Below are 18,518 nucleotides of genomic sequence, written 5' to 3'. Positions count from 1 at the left end.
CCCGGGGGCGCGGGCCCGCCGGTGCGGGCCCCGGCCCGCTCGCCGCCCCCGGCGGCCCGCCGGCGACCGCCGGGCCGCCGAGGCCACCTCACGACCGGCGTGGCCCCCGCGCGGCCGTTCCGGGCAGAGGGAGGGACGCCGGGCCACGGGCGTCCCTCCCCTTCCCACGCCGCCCTCCCTGCGCCGCCGTCCGTCGCGGCGGCGGGGCACGGCCCGTCGTCCCCTCCTCGGCTACCCGGCCGTGATCCGCAGGACGCCGGTGGTGGTGCCCTGGAGGACCACCCCGCCGGGGGCGATGGAGCCCACCATCTGCAGGGTGTCGAAGATGAAGCCGCTGCCCAGCCACTTGGTGCGGGTCACCGCGCCAGTCTCCGGGTCGATCTCCGCGTAGTGGTAGGGGTCGAGGACGGAGGTGGAGGTGGTTCCCGGGATCACCGGCTCCCGCAGCACCGTGCGCAGCTTTCCGTCCGCCGTGGACAGCCGCGGCACCGCCGCCGACCGGACGCGGTTGTCCCACTTCAGGTCGCATCCGGACCCGTCCGCCCGCACGTCCACCCGGGACAGGCCGCCGGTGAAGGCGGCCGAGGAGGGCACACTCTCCCCCGCGCCCTCCGGGAGCTGCGGGTAGGGGTAGCCGTACGTCGAGGCGATGAAGACGCTGTCGCCGACGGCCACCGGCGAGTTCTCGCTGCCGCTGCCACCCGTCTTCAGCACCGGCACCGAGCAGACCTGGGAGCCGTCGGCGACCCGGTACACCAGCAGGTTCACGGTCGGGGCCGCGTTGTCGACGATGGTCAGGTAGTCGGTGCCGGTGCGCGGGCCGAAGAAGGTCGGCGTCGAACCGGTGCCCCAGCTGAGCTGTCCGGGCTTGCGGCCCGGTCCCCGCTCGTAGGCCTTGCGCCAGGCGATCCGTGGCGTGCCGTCCGCCGCGGCGGTCAGCAGGTAGGTGGCGTGGGTGGTCGACACGGCGGTGCCGGCCGGCGCCGTGGAGATCGAGTTGGCCACCTGCTCGCCCCCGGGCAGGGCGAGCGGACGCACCGCGCCCGTCCGGTCGTCGGCCGTCCCCACCACGCCCTGCGCGGTGGCGAACCAGACCCGTCCCTCCCAGTCCGGTGCCACCCCGGTCACCGAGTCGCCGTCCGGCACGGCCCCGGCGAGCGGGAGCCGGCTGTCCACGTACAGCTCCCAGCCGCCGGAAGCGGTGCGCCGGTGGGCGACCCGCAGCAGGTCGCGGTTGCCGTCGACGGCGACCAGTCTGTCCCGGTGGTCGAGGTAGGCGTAGACCCCGCCGAGCAGGGACCCCTGGGCGAGCGCCAGTTCCGCGAGGGACTCCCCGGTGGCGGGGTCGAGAAGGTGCACGGTGGGGGTGCGGCCGAAGATGGTGGTGCAGAGCGCCACCGGGAAGCCGTCCGCGCCCACCAGCACGGTCGGGCAGGCGGACGCCAGGGCGGTGCGGTGCGAGGTGAGCGTGCCGGCGGCCGGTCCGGGCAGCGGGGTGGCGTCCGAGGAGGCCGTGTCGCCGTGCATGGTGGCGGTGCCCACCGGGCCGGCGTACGGGTTGGCGGGCGGCAGTGGCCCGGTCGGGGTCACCGCCGAGGCGGAGGTGCCGGAGCTCAGGGCGAGCAGCGTCGACGCGGCGACGACGGCGGCACGGGAGAGGGGCGCGAGGCGCATGGGGTCATCCGTCCATCGGAAGGGGAGCGGGTACACGCGGACAGCGGTGCACACTCCGCCCGGCAGGAGGGAGAAGCCCGGCACGGCCGGGCGGGGGTCACCGCGCTCAGAGGGCGCGGTGACACATCGCCGAGCACACGTGGGCCAGGTCGACGTCGAGTCGACGGCTCAGGTGGGCGTGGCGATCCATGCGGCGAGTGTGCCGAAGCCCCGCCCTCGCGCACAACTCCCGTCTCACGCAGCGGTCTTGACCCGGCAGCGGTGAGTAAGTACCAGCTGGGGCCCGACCGGTCATGCCTCCCAGGCGCGAGGGCGGTCCAGCTCTTCCCACTCGGGGCGGAGCAGTGAGAACACGGCCAGGTCGTGGCGGCGGCCGCGGTGGAGGCAGGCGGCGCGACGGACTCCCTCACGGGTGAAGCCGCATTTGGCGAGGACGGCGAGCGCCGGGGTGTTGTCGGTGTGCGTCTCCGCCGTGAGCCGGTACATCGGGAGCTCGCCGAACGCCAGGTCCACCACCGCGTCGAGGGCAGCGCGGCCGTGGCCCTGCCCGCGGTGTCCGGCGGCGAGCATCAACTCGACGTCGGCTGTGCCGTCGACCATGTTCTGGCGGGTCAGCGCGACAATGCCGACCGGGGCGCCGCCGACCGGACAGACGAGGAAGTCGTCGCGGTCGTCGTCCTCGATGTCACGCTCGATGCGCTCGCGCACGGCGGTGATCGAGCGTGGCCACATCCCCATCTGGTGGGCGGCCACAGGATCGGATCTCCAGCTGTGCACGAGTTCGGCGTCGTCCATGTCGAGTGCCGCGAGGCCGACGGACCGGGCCCGCCAGGCGAGTTCTCTCCCGGCCTCCGCGTCGCACTCGTCGTCGCCCGGACTTTCGTTGCTCTTGGTCACGGACGGATGCTAGGGGTACCCCCGGTCCGGGGCCACCGCGTTTCTCCGCTCTCGTCGCCGACCCGCGGGGCGTCCGTCACGGAGCCGACGGCGGCGTCCGCCTCTCCGCCTGGTGCGGCGCGCCACCCGGTGCGCCGGCTCCGGGCGAGGGCGGCGTCAGCTCACCCGGGACGACCCGGGGAGGTGCGGCCGCTTCCGTACTGTCCGTACTCGCCGCCTCTTCCCGCTCCTTCTCCTCCTTCAGTGCGCGGGCCTCGGCCTTGAGGATGCGCGCCGACTTGCCGGCCGACCGCACCAGGTCGGGGAGCCTCTTGGCGGACAGGACGGCGATGACGACGACGAGGACGACGGCGAGTTCACTCAGTCCGAACATGGCCTGCTCCTAGGGGTGGGGTGGATGTGGCGGGGGGACGCCCTCAGGACGGGGGGACTCCTGGTGACCCGTCAGAATCTACAGGCGTGTAGAAGCTCTGGTCCACGGTGAGGCGAGCGGGCGGGCCCTCGCGGGTCTATACGATGACCGCCCGGGAAACGAACAGCGGCGGAGGGGAGACAGGTCGTGGCGGAGCAGCGGCGGCCCCGGCGCGGGCAGGGGGAGCTGGAGGCGCTGGTCCTGTCGGCACTGCAGGAGGCGGAGGGCCCGGCGACGGCCGGCTGGGTGCAGGGACGCCTGGGCGAGGACCTCGCCTACACCACGGTGGTCACGATCCTGACCAGGCTGCTGGACAAGGGGGCCGTCACCCGTGAGCGCGCGGGGCGGTCGTTCGCGTGGACCCCGGCGTCCGACCACGCCGGTCTGGCCGCCCGGAAGATGCGCCGGGTGCTGGACGGCGAGAGGGACCGGGAGGCCGTGCTGGCGAGCTTCGTCACCGGCCTGGAACCGGACGACGAACGCCTGCTGCGGGAACTCCTCGGCCGGCCCGGGAGCGAAGGGGACGACTGACCTCATGGGGGTGTTCGTCTTCCTTCCGCTGGTCCTGCCGCTCACCGCCTGGCCGGTGGCCCGGCTGGCCGAGCAGCACCTGCACCCGCGGACGGCGACCCGGCTGCTGACGTCCGTCGCCGCGGTGATGGCCGCCTGCAGCACCGTCTGCCTTGGCCTGCTGGTGGTCGTCGGCACCGCCCAGCTCCCCGGGAACCCTCTGCCGGACGGCTGGTCCGACCCTGAGGTGCGCGAAGCGGTCCCGTACGACGAGGTGGCAGGCAAGGCGGCCATCCCCGTGCTGTGCGCGGTGCTCGCCCTCTGCGGCCGGACCCTGTGGCGGCACGTCCGGCTGCGGCGCCGGGCGCACCGGGCGCTCGCCGGGCTGCGGGACACGGAGGTGGCGGTGCTGCCGGACGACGTCGCCTACGCGTACGCCCTCCCCGGCGGCGGCCGACGGGGCCGCGTCGTGGTGACCACCGGGCTCCTCGACGGTCTCGAACCGGCGGAGCGCCGCGCCCTGTTCGCCCACGAGCGCTCCCACCTGGCCGCCCGCCACCACCGCTACCTGCTGGCGGTGGGGCTGGCGGCGCGGGCCAACCCCTTCTTGCGGCCGCTGCGGACCGCCGTGTCGTACACGACGGAACGGTGGGCGGACGAGGAGGCCGCGCAGGCGGTCGGCAGCCGGCGGACCGTGGCCCGCGCGATCGGCAAGGCGGCGCTGGTGTCCCGCGCCGCCCCGTCGGCGGCGTGGGCGAACTTCGCCGTCGCGGGGCCGGTGCCCAGGCGGGTGGCCGCGCTGCTCGGTCCGGCCCCGGCCGCACGGCGGTGGCCGTCCCTGTTCACCGCCGTCGGACTCGCCGCCTGGGGTGCGGCGGTCGCGGCCGCCGTGTCGGCGATGTCGTCCGCCAACGCGGCCGTGACGATGACCCTCATCCTGTACGCCGCCACCCCGCTCTGACCCGGGTGCGTCTCCCTCCCCCGACGCACGCGCGCCGAGGGGAGGGACAGGACCTCAGCCACACCCGACCGGGTCGGCCGGGGACCGGACCGGGTCAATCCGGGACCGGACCGGGTCAATCCGGGACCGGACCGGGTCAGTCAGGTGCCGCGCCACGCCGATCCGCGGCGCAGCCCCTCCACGCCGACGCCCGGCGGCGCCTCACGGGCGGCGACGAGCCGCGGGAGCCACCGCCGCAGGACTCATGCCTCCTCGCCGTCCCCCTCATCCTCGTCCCCCTCGAAGAAGTCACCCACCTCGTCCACGACCTCGGCCGCGACCATGCCGCCGACCACCCCGACCGCGAGCCCCGCGGCGCCGGCCGCGACCGCCGTGCCCATGCCCGGCCCCGACGCACCATGCCCCTGGTGGTGGTCCCCGTGGCCGTGACCCGCCTGCCCGGCGTACGCCGCCTGCGCGCCGTGCCCGAAGCCGCCGTTCCCGTAACCGGCGTGCCCGTGACCGCCGTGGCCGTCATCCCCGTGCCCGTGCCCGTGCCCGCCGGCCCCGAACCCGCCGTGCGCCCCGTACGCGGCCCGGTGCTCGACGAGTCGCCGGACCCAGCCGTCGACCTCGGCGCTCCAGTCGCGGACCTCGTCATGGCCGACGGTGACGTGGGTGAGCGCGTCGTGACCGGCGGAGAGGAACCCGCCTCGCTTGTCGGCCTCCAGGACGACCTCCATGCCGCCCGGGTGGGCGAGGAAGGTCACCTCGATCTCGTTCACCTGATGCGCGAACCGCGGCGACGGGGTGATCTCGATCTCCTGGTAGAAGGGCAGCCGCTGGCCGGTGCCGCCGACGCGGCCGTACTCCAGGTCGGCGGACCGGAAGCCGAAGCCGAGGCTGCCGAAGGCCTCGAGGATCGCCTCCTGGACGGGCAGCGGCCGCACGGTCAGCGGATCCAGGTCGCCCTTGTCCCGGGCGCCCGCCACCGCCAGCTCGGTGCGCACGCCCAGCACGATCCCCAGCGGCTGCCCGTGCAGCTCCGTGACCGGCGTCTCCCAGGGCAGCGGCACTCCGAACGGCAGGCTGAGCCGCTCCCCCGCCGCGAGGCGGAATCCCCCGCCGACGGTGTACCGCTCGAAGGCGACCACACCCTCGCTCTCCCCGTCCGCGTGTTCCGCCTCCACCCGGGCCACCAGTTCCAGGGCGACCTGTGCGATCTCGACGTCGCCGCTGCCGCCCTCGATCCGCACCTGACCGGTGAGCGTCGAGCCGGGCAGGACGGGTCCGGGGTCGAGGACCGTGTCGACGGTGGGTCCCCCCACACCGAGTGCGCCGAGCAGTCGTTTGAACACCATGAGGCGTCCGTTCCTCCTTCAGTGCCGCGTTCGCCCAGGCAGGGCGACCGACCGGCGGTTCACCCGCCGTTCCCACTTCTACAGACGTGTAGAAGCATAGGATGATCCCGTACGCGGAGGGACACCCTCCACGCCGGGTCGCGGTGAGGGCCGGGAACACCGGCCCGGTCCGGACCGTTGTCCCGGTAGATCCAGAACCAGAAGGAGTCACCCCTTGTCCGCCAGACCGACGGACCCCCCGGGGCACAGTCCCCGACCATTCCGCCGACGCGTTCCTGATCACGGCACACGGCGGGATGGTGTTCGATGAGTGCCGCGAACGCCCTGCTGGGCCTGCTGGCCGTCTTCGTGCTGACCGCGGGCACCGGTTACTTCGTCGCCCAGGAGTTCGCCTACGTCTCCGCCGACCGCCTCGCGCTGGCGCGCGACGCCGAGCGGGGCGACCGGAAGGCGGCCCGCGCGCTGAAGGTGCTGGAGCGGCTGTCGTTCATGCTGTCGGGCGCTCAGCTCGGCATCACCGTGACCGGACTGGTCGTCGGTTTCATCGCCGAGCCGTCCGTCTCCGCGTTGCTCAGGCCCGCCCTGTCCGGCATCGGCCTGCCCTCGGCCGCGGTGAGCGCGGTCTCCGTGGTGCTGGCCTTCGTGCTGGCCACCTTCGTGCAGATGGTGCTGGGCGAACTGGCCCCGAAGAACCTCGCCATCGCCGTCCCGGAACGCCTCGCCAAGTCCCTGGCGAGCTCCACGCTGCTCTACCTGAAGATCGTCGGGCCGCTGGTCCGGGTCTTCGACGGCGCCGCCGACCGGCTGCTGCGCAGGGTCGGCATCGAGCCGGTCGAGGAGCTGCACCACGGCGCCACGCTGGAGGAGCTGGGCCACCTGATCGGCGAGTCCCACGAGCGTGGGGCCCTGCCGGAGGAGACCGCCGCCCTCCTCGACCACGCGCTGGAGTTCTCCGACCGGACCGTGCACCAGGTGATGGTGCCGCGGGTGGACGCCGTCTTCGTCCGGGAGGACGCGACGGCCGCCGAGGCCATCGGCCTGATCGCCCGCCACGGACACTCCAACTACCCGGTGCTCGGCGACCACCCCGACGAGATCACCGGCGTCCTCGGGGTCAACGAGCTGATGCGCCGATCGGCCGACGACCTCCAGGACGCCACCGCCGGCGCGCTCGCCCGGCGGCCGCTCTTCCTGCCCGACACCCTCCCGCTGCCCGACGCGGTCACCCAGATGCGCGAGCGGGACGACGAGTTCGCCGTCGTCCTCGACGAGCACGGCGGGGTGGCCGGCATCGTCACCTACGAGGACATAGCCGAGGAACTGATCGGCGACATCGCGGACGAGACGGACACCGTCACGGAGGTCGCCGTGCCGGACGCCGGCGGCTGGCTGGTGGACGCCGGACGGCGGCTGGACGAGGTGGCCGAGGTCACCGGTGTCGGCCTGCCCGAGGAGGAGGACTACGACACCGTGGCCGGCCTGGTGGTCGACCGCCTCGGCCGCTTCCCGGCCGTCGGCGACCGGCTCGCCGTGGAGCTGCCCAAGGGCGGCTCCGCGCTGATCGAGGTCCGCACCCTCGACCGGCACGTGCCCGACCGGGTGCGGATCGAGCTGCCCGGCACCGGAACCGGAACGCGGACGGAGGTCCCGGCATGAGTTTCCCGATGGCGGTCTTCGTCACCGTCCTGCTGCTGATCGGCAGCGGCTTCTTCGTGGCCGCCGAGTTCGCGCTGGTCGCCGCCAAACGGCACCGGATGGAGAAGGCCGCGGCCGAGAACCGGCGCGGAGCCGGGGCCGCCCTGGCCGGCATGCGGGAGCTGTCCCTCATGCTGGCGGGCGCCCAGCTGGGCATCACCATCTGCACGCTGGGCCTCGGCTCCGTCTCCAAGCCCGCGATCTCCCACGAACTCGACCCGTTGCTGCACCGCCTGGGCCTGCCCAGCGGGCTCAGCTACGGCATCGCGTTCGCCGTGGCGATGATCGTGGTGGTCTTCCTCCACATGGTGGTCGGCGAGATGGCGCCCAAGTCCTGGGCGATCGCCCACCCGGAGCGCTCCGCCATGCTGCTCTCGCCGCCCTTCCGGGCCGTGGTGCGGACGGTGCGGCCGCTGATCCGGCTGCTCAACGCGCTCAGCAACGCCCTGGTGCGGCTGTGCCGGGTCGCCCCGCGCGAGGAGCTGGCCTCCGTCCACAACCGCGAGCAGCTCACCCACCTGGTGGTGGAGTCCCGGCGGCTCGGCCTGATCAGCGAGACGGACGGCGAACTGCTGACCCGCTCGCTGACCGAGCCCGAGACCCCGGTCGCCGCACTGCAGGTGCCGACCGCCCGCATCACCTCGGTCGACGCCGCCGCCGGCATCGACGAGATCCTGCGGGTCGCGGCGGCCGCCGGCCGTACCCGGCTGCTGGTCCGCGCCGGTGACGCGTTCGTCGGCTCGATCCACGCGCGCGACGCCATGGTCGCCCGCTCCCGTGGGCGCGTCACCGACGCCCGGGCCCTGGCCCGCCCGGTGCCGGAGCTGACCGGCGAGGCCACCGTGGCCGAGGCGATCGAGCTGCTGCGCCGCCACCGCGCCTCGCTCGCGGTGGTGCGGGACGTCGGCGGCCGCCCCACCGGCATGGTCACCCTGGACGACCTGCTGGCCCGGCTGCTGCAACCGCACACGGGCTGAGACCCGTCGGTCCGCCCGGCCGCGAGCGGGGCCGAACCCCCAGAATCGGGGCCCCTGGACGCCGACGACCATGTGAGGGGCGGCGCGGAACGATTCCGCGCCGCCCCTCCTCGCGCCCCGGTGACCTGCCTGCCGGGCTCAGCCGGGCGGGGCGCCCAGGAGGTTCGCGGCCGGCTCGCGGCCGCAGCCGGCCGGGTGGCGCGCCGGCGGCGAGGCCCGCGCTGCCCGCGCTGCCCGCGCTGCCCGAGGGACATGGGGCGGAGGGCGTTGTGCGGCGGTGACGCGCGGCGGCCGTCACGCGTCAGCGGCGGCCCTTGAGTCGTTCGACCACGGCGACGCCGCCTGCGGCGAGCGCGATCTGGATGGCCAGTTCGATCCAGTCGATGCCCCTGGTGTCCGCCACCCCCAGGGCGGCGGCGATCGCGGTGCCGACCAGGGCGGCGACGATTCCGACGCCGATGGTCCACAGGAAGCCGGTGCGCTGGCGGCCGGGCAGGGCCAGGCGCCCCAACACGCCGATGACAGCGCCGATGACGATGGCGGTGATGACGCCGGAGATCTCCATGCCGTCCGTCCTCTCCTCGAAGTCGTGTGGTGCTTCGGATGCCGACCCGTCCCGTTCTCACGCTCGGTGCGCGCCGGACGGTGCGGTCGTCGTCCTACAGGTCGAACTCGTGGGGCGGCAGATCGAGGGTGAAGCACGCCTCACGGACCATCGCCTGCTCGGTCTTGTCGAAGTCGCCGTCGGCGCCGCCGATGACGATGCCGATCTGGATCACCGCCCGCGCCTCCGCGGGCTTCTTCCTGGCCTTGCCGATCTCCTGCAGAACGCTGACCTTGCCGAAGTCGAAGTCGGCCGTCAGCTTGGCCAGGTTGTCCTCGAAGCGGCGCCGCAGGTCGTCGGCGTCGAAGTTCTGCAGCACCTCGTTGTTGGCGATCAGCTGCGCCACACGCCGGCGTTCGGCCGGGTCGATGGTGCCGTCGGCGGCCGCGACGAGCGCGCACATCGCCATGGAGGCGTCCCGGAAGGCTCCGGACTTCAGGTCGTTCTTCTTCGCGATCAGCTGGGTCTGCATCGTCGATGCGGATTCCCGGATGCGGTCCCACAGGGCCATCGGGCAACTCCTTCGTCGGACGGGGTCGCGACCATCCCTCTAGTTTCTACATGACTGTAGAAGTATAGAGCGCGGGCCTGCGGTCCGGGGCGCCGTTTCCGGGTGGCCCGGGCGCCGGGAGTCCTGAACCACCACGCGACCAGGCACTCCCCAGGGAGGCAGCAAGGGCTCAACCGCCGCTTCTGCGCGGGAACTTGGACCGCCGAGCGGCATACGTCGACCGGTGGGGCGAGCGTCCGCCGCGGGCGCCGGCCCATGAGAAAGAGGCACCGACCCGGTCCCGTCGGCGGCGGTCGGGCACCGCCCCGAACTGCGGATTCCTGGCGCACGCCGGGGCACGGCAGGAACGCACGGCACCGCGCCGGTCAGACCGACCGGGTCTCTCCGCCGTCGACGCGGATGTTCTGCCCGGTCATGTAGGCCGACTCCTCGCCGGCCAGGAAGCGGACGATCCTGGCGGCCTCCGCCGTGCTCTGTGCCCGGCGCAGCGGGATGCCGCTCGTCCACTCGGCCGGGACCGCCGCGGGATCGTCCTTGGTCAGCCCGGTGAGCAGGTTGTTCATCCGGACGCCCTGCGGGCCGTACTCGGTGGCGTACAGCTTGGTGAAGGAGGCCAGCGCCGCCCGCATGGTCACCGACACGGGGAACTTCGCACTGGGCTCGAAGACGCCCGCGGTGGAGATGTTCACGATGGCGCCGCCACCGGCGGCGATCAGATGGGGCGTCACGAGGCGGGCCATGCGCACGACGTTCAGCAGGTAGAGGTCGACGCCCTCGGCCCACTGCTCGTCGGTGATCTCGAGAACCGGGCCACGAGCCGCGTGACCGCTGCTGTTCACGACCGCGTCGATGCGGCCGTACCGCGACACCGCGAGGTCGACGCACGCCCGAAGGTCCTCGACTCTGGTGTTCGAGCCGTCCACACCGGCGCCGCCGAGCGATTCGGCCAGGGACCGGGCCCGGCCCGACGGCGACATCGCGACCACCCGGTAGCCGTGTGCGGCGAACTCCCGCACAGAGGCAGCGCCGATCCCGGATCCGCCACCAACGACGACGGCGACCTTCCCGTCGGCGGACAAGGGCGTCTCAGGCATGCGCGTACTCCTTCAGACGGGTGGCGACCAGGGACTCGAGCGCGTCGGCGGCCAGTTCGGCGTAGCGGGCGAAGTCGGTGTCGTCACCGGCGGCAGCGGCCACCCGGAAGCCGTCGGTGAGCGCGCGGCCCATGACGGCCAGGTCGTGCGCCAGTGCCGCCGCCACGTCCTCCGGCACCTTCGGGTAGGCGGCCCGCAGCCGGGAGGTGACGAACTGGAACATCTCCTCGCGAATGGCGAGGTACCGCTGCCGGGCGAGGTTGTCCTCGAGTCGCCGTTCGAACGCGAAGACCAGACCGATGCTCCAGAACGCCGCAGCCGGCTCGGCCAGGCTGGCCGAGGCCGCCGCCGACTCGCCGATGGTGCGTCGCAGCAGGTCGCGCATGCCGCCGAAGTCGGCGTTGGCCCGCTTCCAGACCTCGAAGGAGTACTCGAGCAGCTCGACGAAGAGCTGCTCCTTGTTCTGGAAGTGCCAGTAGACCGATCCGATCGGCAGACCGGACGCACGGGCCACGTCGGCCATGGTCGTGCCCTCGTACCCGGCCTCGACCGCCCGCGAGAGCACGGCCTCAAGAATCGCCTGCTTGGACTCCTCGGACGCCCGGTGGGCCTTCCGCCTGCCAGCCATTGTTCCCCCCTCGCCGTTCGGACCGCAGTTCTACCAAATCTCGGATCGACCCCTTGACGCCGACCGCGTTCGCCGGTCACTGTACCGCCATCTAGAACCTAGAACCTAGATTCTAGATTCGAGAAGGCGGCGGTTCGACGCGGCCTTCCGGCCCCGCGGGCGGCAATGCCGCCGACCCGCGGTTCCCGACCGCAGAGAGGCCGCCCATGAAGGTCACCGACCAGGTCGCCGAAGGGAAGATGAGCGGACTTCAGATCCGCGCCGTCGTCATCGCCATCACCCTCGTCGTGCTCGACGGGTACGACGTCTCGTTGACCTCGTTCGCCGCCCCCTACATCGAGCAGGGCTTCGGTGTGACGAAGGCCCAGCTCGGACTCGTCATGTCGGGCGCCCTCATCGGCATGCTGATCGGCTCGATCGTCGTCGCGCCGCTCGCCGACCGCATCGGCCGGCGCAGGATGGGCGTCATCGCCACGACCACCATCGCGATCGGCATGTTCATCGGCCCGTTCGCCACCCCGGAGACCGGGACCGGCCCCCTGGTCGTCAGCCGCATCGTCACCGGCATCGGCGTCGGCGCGCTGGTGGCCGTGACCGGCGTGATCCTGGCGGAGTACACGGGTCGGCGGGTCTACGCGCTGGTCATGGCGATATCGGCGGCCGCGATCAACATCGGCGGGCTTCTCGGGTCCATGATCGTGGGCCCGATGCTGGGCGAGCGCGGCTGGCAGTTCGGCTGGTGGGTCGGTTTCGCGCTGAGCGCCGTCGCCGCCGTCGCGTCCTTCGTCCTCCTCCCGGAGTCGCTCGCCTGGCTCTCCGAGGGACGGCGCGCCGACTCCCTCGACCGGCTCAACGCCCTCCTGGTCAAGATGCGCCGGCCCGCGCTCGCGGCCCTGCCGGAGCCCGACCCCGCCACCGCCGGCAGCAAGGGATCGCTGCGCACCGTCTTCACCGGGCGCACGGGCGGCTACACGATCCTGATGATCGTCGGCTACGTCGCCTACATGCTCAGCTTCTACTTCATGACGAACTGGGCGCCGAGCAGCGTCGCCGCCGGCAACGGCGACCCCTCGCTGGCGCCGCAGCTCGTCACGGCCTTCAGCATCGGCGGCATCCTCGGCAACGTGCTCTTCGGCTTCCTCGGCGGAAGGGTGAACGTCCGCCTGCTCGCCCCGGTCTTCCTGGTGCTGGCCACCGGCGCCCTCTCGCTGTTCGGCCTGGCCGGCCCGGGGATGCCCACTGCCTGGTGGACCCTCTTCCTGGCGTCCTTCTTCGTCTGCTCGGGCACCGCCGCCTTCTACGCGATCGTCCCGACCCTCTACCCGACGCTGGCGCGCTCGACCGGCTTCGGCATCGTCATCGGCGCCGGCCGGTTCGGCGGCATCGCGGCCCCGATCGTGGGCGGCGCGGCCTTCGACGCGGGCATGGGGATGGGGACCGCCTTCACGGTCTTCGCCCTGCCGATGCTCGTCGCCGGTGTCTGCGTACTGCTGCTCCACCGCAGCCAGGCGCGCGCCGCCTCCCCGGCCGCGGAGCCCGAGCCCGCGCCCGTCACCGCGGCCGCCTGATCCCGGCCGCCTCCCCGGCCCCGAGTCCCCGGGCCGGGCCGGGGCCCTCGCCCGGCCCGGCCCGGCCACACCCGCCGGCTCCGCCCCATCCCGAGAAAGGGACCAGCCTTGCCGCTCGCCCTCGCAGCACTCTCCCACGCACCGTCCTTCGGCAACGTCGACCCGGGAGGGAGTACGTTCACCGAGATCAACGCCGCCATCGACGAGATCAAGGGATTCGTCGCCGCCTACGACCCCGACCTGGTCGTGGTGTTCGGGCCCGACCACTTCAACGGCCAGCTCTACTCCCTGATCACGCCGTGGGTGATCGGCGCGGTCGCCGAGGGCGTCGGCGACTACGGCACCACCGCGGGGCCGCTCCCGGTCGACGGCGACGCCGCCAGGGCCTTCCACGCGGCGGTGCTGGCCGAGGGCGTCGACATCGGCCGCAGCGAGCGGATGACGGTCGACCACGGCATCGTCCAGCCCCTGGACTTCGTGTTCGGCAAGGGCTTCACCCAGCCGATCGTGCCGGTGTTCGTGAACGCGATCGGGCTGCCGCTCTCCCCGCTGCGACGGGTGCGCCTGCTGGGCGAGGCCTTCGGCCGGGCCGCCCGGGCGATGGACAGGAAGGTGCTGTTCCTCGCCTCCGGAGGCATCTCCCACAGCCCCCCGATCCCCCGCTGGGACGGCGCCCCGGGCACCGTGCACGAGCGCCTGGTCTCGTACGCGCCCTCGCCCGAGGAGCGCCACGAGCGCGAGCAGATGATCGTCCGGGGCATCCAGGCGATCGCCGACGGCAAGGCGCCGAGCGACCCGCTCAACGAGGAATGGGACACGCTCGTCCTCGACGTGCTCCGCTCCGGCGACCTGAGCCCGGTCGACGACTGGGAGAACGGCTGGTTCCTGGCGGAGGGCGGCTCCGCGGCGCACGAGATGCGCAGCTGGATCGCGGCCTACGCGGCGCTGTCCACCGCCGGTTCCTACCGCATGGCCGTCGACCACTACTGGCCGGTCGAGAAGTGGGGCGCGGGCTTCGCGATCCAGGCGGCGGTGACCGCGTGAGCCGGGCGGGCCGCACGCACGTCGCGAGCTTCTGGGAGGAGATCGCGGACCTCGAGCACACCCTGCGGTACGTGGACGCCGGCGGCTACCGCACCCGGGTCCTGGACTTCCCCGCGACCGCCCCCGACGCGCGGACGGTGGTGCTGGCCAGCGGCACCAGCGGCCACATCGAGGCGTGGACGCAGAACGTCCGCGCGTTCGTCGAGGCCGGCTTCCGGGTGGTCGGCTACGACTACCCGGGCCACGGGTACACCTCGCTCGCCGACCATCCGCTGGAGATCCGCGACTACGCGGAGCACCTGCTCGCGCTGCTGGACGCCCTGTCCCTGGACCGCGTGCATCTCGCCGGTGAGTCCCTCGGGGGCTGGCTCGCGCTGAAGTTCGCGCCCAAGCACCCCGACCGGCTGCACACGGTGATCCTGTCCGCACCGGGCGGCCGGGTGGTCGGGGAGCCGCAGCTGGACCGGACGCAGTCGGTGAGCGCCCAGGCGGTCAGCGAGCCGACCTTCGAGAACGTGCGGAAGCGCCTCCAGGTCGTCATCCACGACCCGCAGAACATCACCGACGAGCTGGTCCGCGTCCGCCAGGCGATCTACTCCCGCGACGGGTTCAGCATGGCGAACGTCTCCGCGCTGCGGGAGCCGGAGCGGCGGTGGCGCAACCGGGTCACCGACGAGGACTTCGCGGCGCTCCCGGTCCCCGCGCTCATGGTGTGGACCGACAACGAGCCGACCGGCGACGCGGCTGAGGGCGAGCGCCTGTGCCGGCTGATCCCGGACGGCGAGTTCCTGCTGGTCCGGGGCGCCGCGCACTGGCCGCAGTGGGAGGGCGCCGCGGAGTTCAACGCCGCGGCGGTCGCCTTCCTGAACAAGCATGTCTGACGAAAGGACCGTGGTGGGCGTCCCCCAGGAGACCATCGACCGGATCGCGCGCGAGCTGTTCGAGGCCAAGCGTGATGTGTACACCGTGCCGTACGTGAGCCCCCGGCTCCCCGAGCACGACCTCGACGCGGCCTATGCCATCTCCGCCGAGTTCGCCGCCCTGCGTGAGCGGGAGCTGGGCGTGCGGCGGGTGGGCCGCAAGGTCGGCCTGACCAACCCCCTGGTCCAGGCACGCGTGGGCATCGACGAACCCGACTACGGCGTCATCCACGACGACATGGTGCACGCCTCGGGGGTGCGCCTCCCGCTGTCCCGGTACAACCGGCTGCTGATCGAGGCGGAGGTCGCGTTCGTCCTGAAGAGCGACGTCCTCGACGCCACCCGGGAGAGCGTCGAGGCCGCGATCGACCACGTCACCCCCGCGTTCGAGGTCGTCGACTTCCGCTACGGCGGATCGGTCGGGCAGATCGTGGACACCATCGCCGACAACGCCGGCTGCAGCGGCGTCGTCCTCGGCGAGGAGCGGCACCCCTACGGAGAGGTCGACCTGACCCAGGTGGAGATGGTCATCACCGGCGGCGGTGCCGAGATCACCCGGGGCGTCGGCAGCAACGTGCTGGAGGACCCGGTCAACGCGATCGTCTGGCTGGCCGCGACCGCCCTCCGCACCGGCGAGCCGCTGCGCGCCGGGGAGGTGCTGCTGTCCGGGTCCATCGGCTACATCGAGCCGTGGCCCGCCGACGTCGAGTGCGTCGCCACCATCACCGGACTCGGTCGCGTGGTCGCGACCGCCGATTCGAAGGGCTGAGACGGACATGAACGACTACCGTCCCGTCGACGCGATCACCCGCGTCGAGATCGAGCAGCTCATCGCGGAGATGCTCTACCGCCTGGACCACAACCAGGCGGACACCACCTGGGAGCTCTACACCGAGGACGGCGTCTCGGTGGGGCCGATGGGTGACATGGACCGCGAGGCCATGAAGGTCTGGGGGGCCAAGCGCGCCCGGCAGACCGACATCGTCGGCCGCCACTTCATCGGCGGGATCCGCCTGGTGCGGGACGGCGACGAGGTCGAGGGCACCGTGCAGTACCTGACCTTCCGCGACAGCAACGAGCCGCCGACCGAGCCCGCCTCGGTCGGCGAGTTCCGCGAGCGCTACCGGAAGGTGGACGGCCGGTGGCTGTTCGCCCGCCGCGAGATCGTGCCGGTCTTCGGCGGCCGGGCGGCCGCCGCGCACGCCGCCCGGCTGGCCGGACGGGACGGGGCCGCCCAGGAAGGGCAGGACCAGGACGGGCACGCCCGGAACGGGGCGGACCAGGAAGGACCGGCGCGGTGAAGCGGTCGGCCCTCGGCGGCGGGAACCCCGTCCTCTACCACCAGTCCCTCCCCTCCTTCTCCATGCCGGAGTGGGCCGCGGCCGCCGGTTACGACGGGGTGATCCTCGACCTCCAGCACGGCGAGCTGGGCCTGGAGGCGGCCTGCGGAATCCTCCGTTCCCTTCCGCGGGACAACGCCTACGCCTACGCGCGCGTCGGCTCGCTCGACCCGGCCCCGATCCTGCGGCTGCTCGACAGCGGGGCACGCGGCATCGTGGCGCCCACCGTCGAGTCCCGTGCCCAGGCCGAGGCGCTGGTCGCCGCCACCAAGTACCCGCCTCTCGGGAACCGCAGCCTGGGCCCGTCCCGGCCGGCGCTCTACCCCGGCGAGGTGTACACCGAGGCCGGCAACGACGCGGTGTCCGCCGTCGTCCAGATCGAGACCCGGGCCGGTGTCGAGCGGGCCGAGGAGATCGTCTCGACCCCCGGCCTGGACTCGGTCTACATCGGGCCGGCCGACCTGGCCGTCACCCACGGCCTGCCCGGCCGGGGCGACTGGGAGGACGGCCCCGTGCGCGAGGCGATCACGCACCTGCGCGAGGTGACGACCGCGCACGGCGTCACCCTCGGCATCTACTCCGGCCGGCCCGACTACACGGCCGCCCTGTTCGCCGACGGCCTCGTCGACTACGTCGGCCTCGGCATCGACCTCGTCCTGCTGCACCGCGCGTTCCACGACACCCTCGCCGCACTGGGGGCGGCACGATCCACCGGGAGCACCTCATGACCGTCACGTGCGACGTCCTCGTCGTCGGCGCCGGCCCCGTCGGCCTGACCCTGGCCAACCTGCTCGGACAGCAGGGCGTCGACGTCCTGGTCGTCGAGCGGGAGCGTGAACTCGTCGACTACCCGCGGGCCGTGGGCATCGACGACGAGGCGCTGCGGGCCATGCAGACCGCCGGCCTCGTCGAGGAGGTGCTCCCGCACACCATCCCCGACCAGAAGATCTACATGGTCAACGGGGACCGGACGATCCTGTCCGAAGTGAACCCGACCACGCGGGAGTTCGGCTGGCCGCGCCGCAACGGCTTCGTGCAGCCGCTGGTCGACCGGGTGCTGCTGGAGGGCCTGGACCGCTTCCCGAACGCCGCCGCGCGCTTCGGCGCGGAGGTCGTGGACCTGGTCGAGGAGGACGGCGGAGTGGTCGCCACCCTCGCGAACGGCGAGGCCCTGCGCGCCCGTTACGTCGTCGCCGCGGAGGGCGGGGCCTCCCCCACCCGCAAGCGCCTGGGCATCTCCTTCGAGGGCGAGACCCGGCCGAGCGACGGCCTCGTGGTCGACGTCGCGAACGACCCGATCGGTACGCCGCACGCGGTGTTCGGCGGCGATCCGGCCCGCAGCTACGCCTCCATCGCGCTGCCGCACGGCATCCGCCGCTGGGAGTTCACCCTGTTCGAGCACGAGAGCGCCGCCCTCGCCGACGACGACGCGTTCGTCTTCGGTCTGCTGGCCCCGCACGTGCCCGACCCGGCCCGGCTGGACATCATCCGCCGCCGCGTCTACCGCCACCACGCCCGCGTCGCCGGACGGTTCCGGCAGGGGCGGATCTTCCTCGCCGGTGACGCCGCCCATGTGATGCCGGTCGTCGGCGGACAGGGCTGGAACTCCGGCATCCGGGACGCCTTCAACCTCGGCTGGAAGCTGGCCGCCGTCGTCAAGGGCCTCGCCGCCGACGCCCTGCTGGACACGTACGAGACCGAACGCCTCGGCCACGTCACGCAGATGGTGGCCGTCTCCCTCGGCATGGCGAAGGAGATGACCGACCACGACCCCGTGAAGGCCGCCGAGCGTGACCGGATCGCCGCCAACCGCACCCCCGAGGAGCGGGAGGCCCAGAAGCGGCAGGCGTTCAAGCCGCAGCCCCGGTTCGACGAGGGCGTCGTGGTGCACACGCCGCTGCCGACGTACAAGACGCTGCCCGCGCGCGACGTGCCGCGGCTGGCCGGCTCGATCTTCCCGCAGCCCCGGGCCACCGACACCGACGGCGTGGAGATGCTGCTCGACGACGCGACCGGCCAGGGCTGGCGGGTGATCACCTGGAACAACGACCCGCGGGCCTTCCTGTCCCCGGAGCGGCTCGCCGTGCTCGACCGCCTCGGCGCTCGCCTCGTGCAGGTGGTGCCGAAGGTGCAGCTGCCCTGGGCGCGCAAGCAGGCGTCGGCCGGCGTCACCGTCGTCGGCGACCTGGGCGGCGAGTCGGGCCTGCAGGCCTGGTTCGACGCACGCCCGGTGGGCGCCGTCGTCCTGCGCCCCGACCACGTGATCGCAGCCGAGTGCCTCACCCAGGAACTCGACGACGTGCTCGGCGAGGTCTTCGAGGCCGCCCGCGTCGCATGACCCCG

Annotated in this window: 19 protein-coding genes; 11 read left to right on the top strand and 8 right to left on the bottom strand. The window is 73.1% G+C overall.

Annotated features, from left to right (window positions below):
• Positions 1 to 231 precede the first annotated feature (231 nt).
• The 3 genes from ACFRAV_RS16680 to ACFRAV_RS16670 all read right to left on the bottom strand — a co-directional run bounded on the left by ACFRAV_RS16680 (position 232) and on the right by ACFRAV_RS16670 (position 2,944).
• On the bottom strand, positions 232 to 1,674 hold the full coding sequence (locus ACFRAV_RS16680; RefSeq protein ID WP_382556067.1) for a hypothetical protein: 1,443 nt from the start codon (positions 1,672 to 1,674) through the stop codon (positions 232 to 234).
• A 291-nt stretch (positions 1,675 to 1,965) separates the two neighbouring features.
• Entirely contained in the window at positions 1,966 to 2,571 is a 606-nt protein-coding gene (locus ACFRAV_RS16675; protein WP_382556064.1) for a GNAT family N-acetyltransferase, read from the bottom strand.
• A gap of 76 nt (positions 2,572 to 2,647) precedes the next feature.
• Positions 2,648 to 2,944, bottom strand: a complete 297-nt coding sequence (locus ACFRAV_RS16670; RefSeq protein WP_382556061.1) for a twin-arginine translocase TatA/TatE family subunit — start codon at positions 2,942 to 2,944, stop codon at positions 2,648 to 2,650.
• A 186-nt stretch (positions 2,945 to 3,130) separates the two neighbouring features.
• Between ACFRAV_RS16670 and ACFRAV_RS16665 the strand changes: the two genes are divergently transcribed.
• Together ACFRAV_RS16665 and ACFRAV_RS16660 are read left to right on the top strand one after the other, a co-directional pair.
• The gene (locus tag ACFRAV_RS16665; protein ID WP_382556058.1) at positions 3,131 to 3,514 is read left to right on the top strand and encodes a BlaI/MecI/CopY family transcriptional regulator; all 384 of its coding nucleotides are present in this window, start codon (positions 3,131 to 3,133) and stop codon (positions 3,512 to 3,514) included.
• Between the two features lie 4 nt (positions 3,515 to 3,518).
• The gene (locus tag ACFRAV_RS16660; protein WP_382556055.1) at positions 3,519 to 4,454 is read left to right on the top strand and encodes a M56 family metallopeptidase; all 936 of its coding nucleotides are present in this window, start codon (positions 3,519 to 3,521) and stop codon (positions 4,452 to 4,454) included.
• 242 nt (positions 4,455 to 4,696) lie between these two features.
• Here ACFRAV_RS16660 and ACFRAV_RS16655 read toward each other — a convergent pair whose 3' ends face one another.
• On the bottom strand, positions 4,697 to 5,794 hold the full coding sequence (locus ACFRAV_RS16655; protein ID WP_382556053.1) for a sporulation protein: 1,098 nt from the start codon (positions 5,792 to 5,794) through the stop codon (positions 4,697 to 4,699).
• A 306-nt stretch (positions 5,795 to 6,100) separates the two neighbouring features.
• Between ACFRAV_RS16655 and ACFRAV_RS16650 the strand changes: the two genes are divergently transcribed.
• Both ACFRAV_RS16650 and ACFRAV_RS16645 read left to right on the top strand, forming a co-directional pair.
• A complete protein-coding gene (locus ACFRAV_RS16650) occupies positions 6,101 to 7,450 on the top strand; it encodes a hemolysin family protein (RefSeq protein ID WP_382556051.1) in 1,350 nt (449 codons plus the stop codon).
• Positions 7,447 to 8,466, top strand: a complete 1,020-nt coding sequence (locus tag ACFRAV_RS16645) for a hemolysin family protein (RefSeq protein ID WP_382556049.1) — start codon at positions 7,447 to 7,449, stop codon at positions 8,464 to 8,466. Before ACFRAV_RS16650 ends, ACFRAV_RS16645 begins: the two co-directional genes overlap by 4 nt.
• Positions 8,467 to 8,767: 301 nt before the next feature.
• On the opposite strand, the gene ACFRAV_RS16640 is transcribed toward ACFRAV_RS16645, so the two are convergent.
• The 4 genes from ACFRAV_RS16640 to ACFRAV_RS16625 form a co-directional block, all read right to left on the bottom strand.
• Positions 8,768 to 9,031, bottom strand: coding sequence for a GlsB/YeaQ/YmgE family stress response membrane protein (locus ACFRAV_RS16640; RefSeq protein ID WP_382556047.1), 264 nt, complete (start codon positions 9,029 to 9,031; stop codon positions 8,768 to 8,770).
• A 94-nt stretch (positions 9,032 to 9,125) separates the two neighbouring features.
• Positions 9,126 to 9,581, bottom strand: coding sequence for a tellurite resistance TerB family protein (locus ACFRAV_RS16635; RefSeq protein ID WP_382556045.1), 456 nt, complete (start codon positions 9,579 to 9,581; stop codon positions 9,126 to 9,128).
• 365 nt (positions 9,582 to 9,946) lie between these two features.
• Positions 9,947 to 10,675 (bottom strand): SDR family oxidoreductase, encoded by a 729-nt coding sequence (locus ACFRAV_RS16630; RefSeq protein ID WP_382556043.1) that lies wholly within the window; start codon positions 10,673 to 10,675, stop codon positions 9,947 to 9,949.
• Positions 10,668 to 11,303 (bottom strand): TetR family transcriptional regulator, encoded by a 636-nt coding sequence (locus tag ACFRAV_RS16625; protein WP_382556042.1) that lies wholly within the window; start codon positions 11,301 to 11,303, stop codon positions 10,668 to 10,670. The genes ACFRAV_RS16630 and ACFRAV_RS16625 overlap by 8 nt, the downstream gene beginning before the upstream one ends.
• A gap of 206 nt (positions 11,304 to 11,509) precedes the next feature.
• Here ACFRAV_RS16625 and ACFRAV_RS16620 point away from each other — a divergent pair, with 206 nt between their 5' ends.
• The 7 genes from ACFRAV_RS16620 to ACFRAV_RS16590 all read left to right on the top strand — a co-directional run bounded on the left by ACFRAV_RS16620 (position 11,510) and on the right by ACFRAV_RS16590 (position 18,513).
• Positions 11,510 to 12,871, top strand: a complete 1,362-nt coding sequence (locus tag ACFRAV_RS16620) for an MFS transporter (protein ID WP_382556040.1) — start codon at positions 11,510 to 11,512, stop codon at positions 12,869 to 12,871.
• A 108-nt stretch (positions 12,872 to 12,979) separates the two neighbouring features.
• On the top strand, positions 12,980 to 13,915 hold the full coding sequence (locus ACFRAV_RS16615; protein WP_382556038.1) for a 3-carboxyethylcatechol 2,3-dioxygenase: 936 nt from the start codon (positions 12,980 to 12,982) through the stop codon (positions 13,913 to 13,915).
• A complete protein-coding gene (locus ACFRAV_RS16610) occupies positions 13,912 to 14,796 on the top strand; it encodes an alpha/beta fold hydrolase (RefSeq protein ID WP_382556036.1) in 885 nt (294 codons plus the stop codon). Before ACFRAV_RS16615 ends, ACFRAV_RS16610 begins: the two co-directional genes overlap by 4 nt.
• Positions 14,789 to 15,604: a 2-keto-4-pentenoate hydratase gene (locus tag ACFRAV_RS16605; protein WP_382556033.1), complete on the top strand. Its 816-nt coding sequence runs from the start codon at positions 14,789 to 14,791 to the stop codon at positions 15,602 to 15,604. The genes ACFRAV_RS16610 and ACFRAV_RS16605 overlap by 8 nt, the downstream gene beginning before the upstream one ends.
• 7 nt (positions 15,605 to 15,611) lie before the next feature.
• The gene (locus ACFRAV_RS16600) at positions 15,612 to 16,136 is read left to right on the top strand and encodes a nuclear transport factor 2 family protein (protein WP_382556031.1); all 525 of its coding nucleotides are present in this window, start codon (positions 15,612 to 15,614) and stop codon (positions 16,134 to 16,136) included.
• Positions 16,133 to 16,903, top strand: coding sequence for an HpcH/HpaI aldolase/citrate lyase family protein (locus ACFRAV_RS16595; protein ID WP_382556030.1), 771 nt, complete (start codon positions 16,133 to 16,135; stop codon positions 16,901 to 16,903). The genes ACFRAV_RS16600 and ACFRAV_RS16595 overlap by 4 nt, the downstream gene beginning before the upstream one ends.
• Positions 16,900 to 18,513, top strand: a complete 1,614-nt coding sequence (locus ACFRAV_RS16590) for a bifunctional 3-(3-hydroxy-phenyl)propionate/3-hydroxycinnamic acid hydroxylase (protein WP_382556028.1) — start codon at positions 16,900 to 16,902, stop codon at positions 18,511 to 18,513. Before ACFRAV_RS16595 ends, ACFRAV_RS16590 begins: the two co-directional genes overlap by 4 nt.
• The last annotated feature ends 5 nt before the right edge of the window (positions 18,514 to 18,518 follow it).

The organism is Streptomyces sp. NPDC056600 (assembly GCF_042792855.1).
Classification (GTDB): Bacteria; Actinomycetota; Actinomycetes; order Streptomycetales; family Streptomycetaceae; genus Streptomyces.
This window is presented reverse-complemented; position numbering and strand designations above follow the sequence as displayed.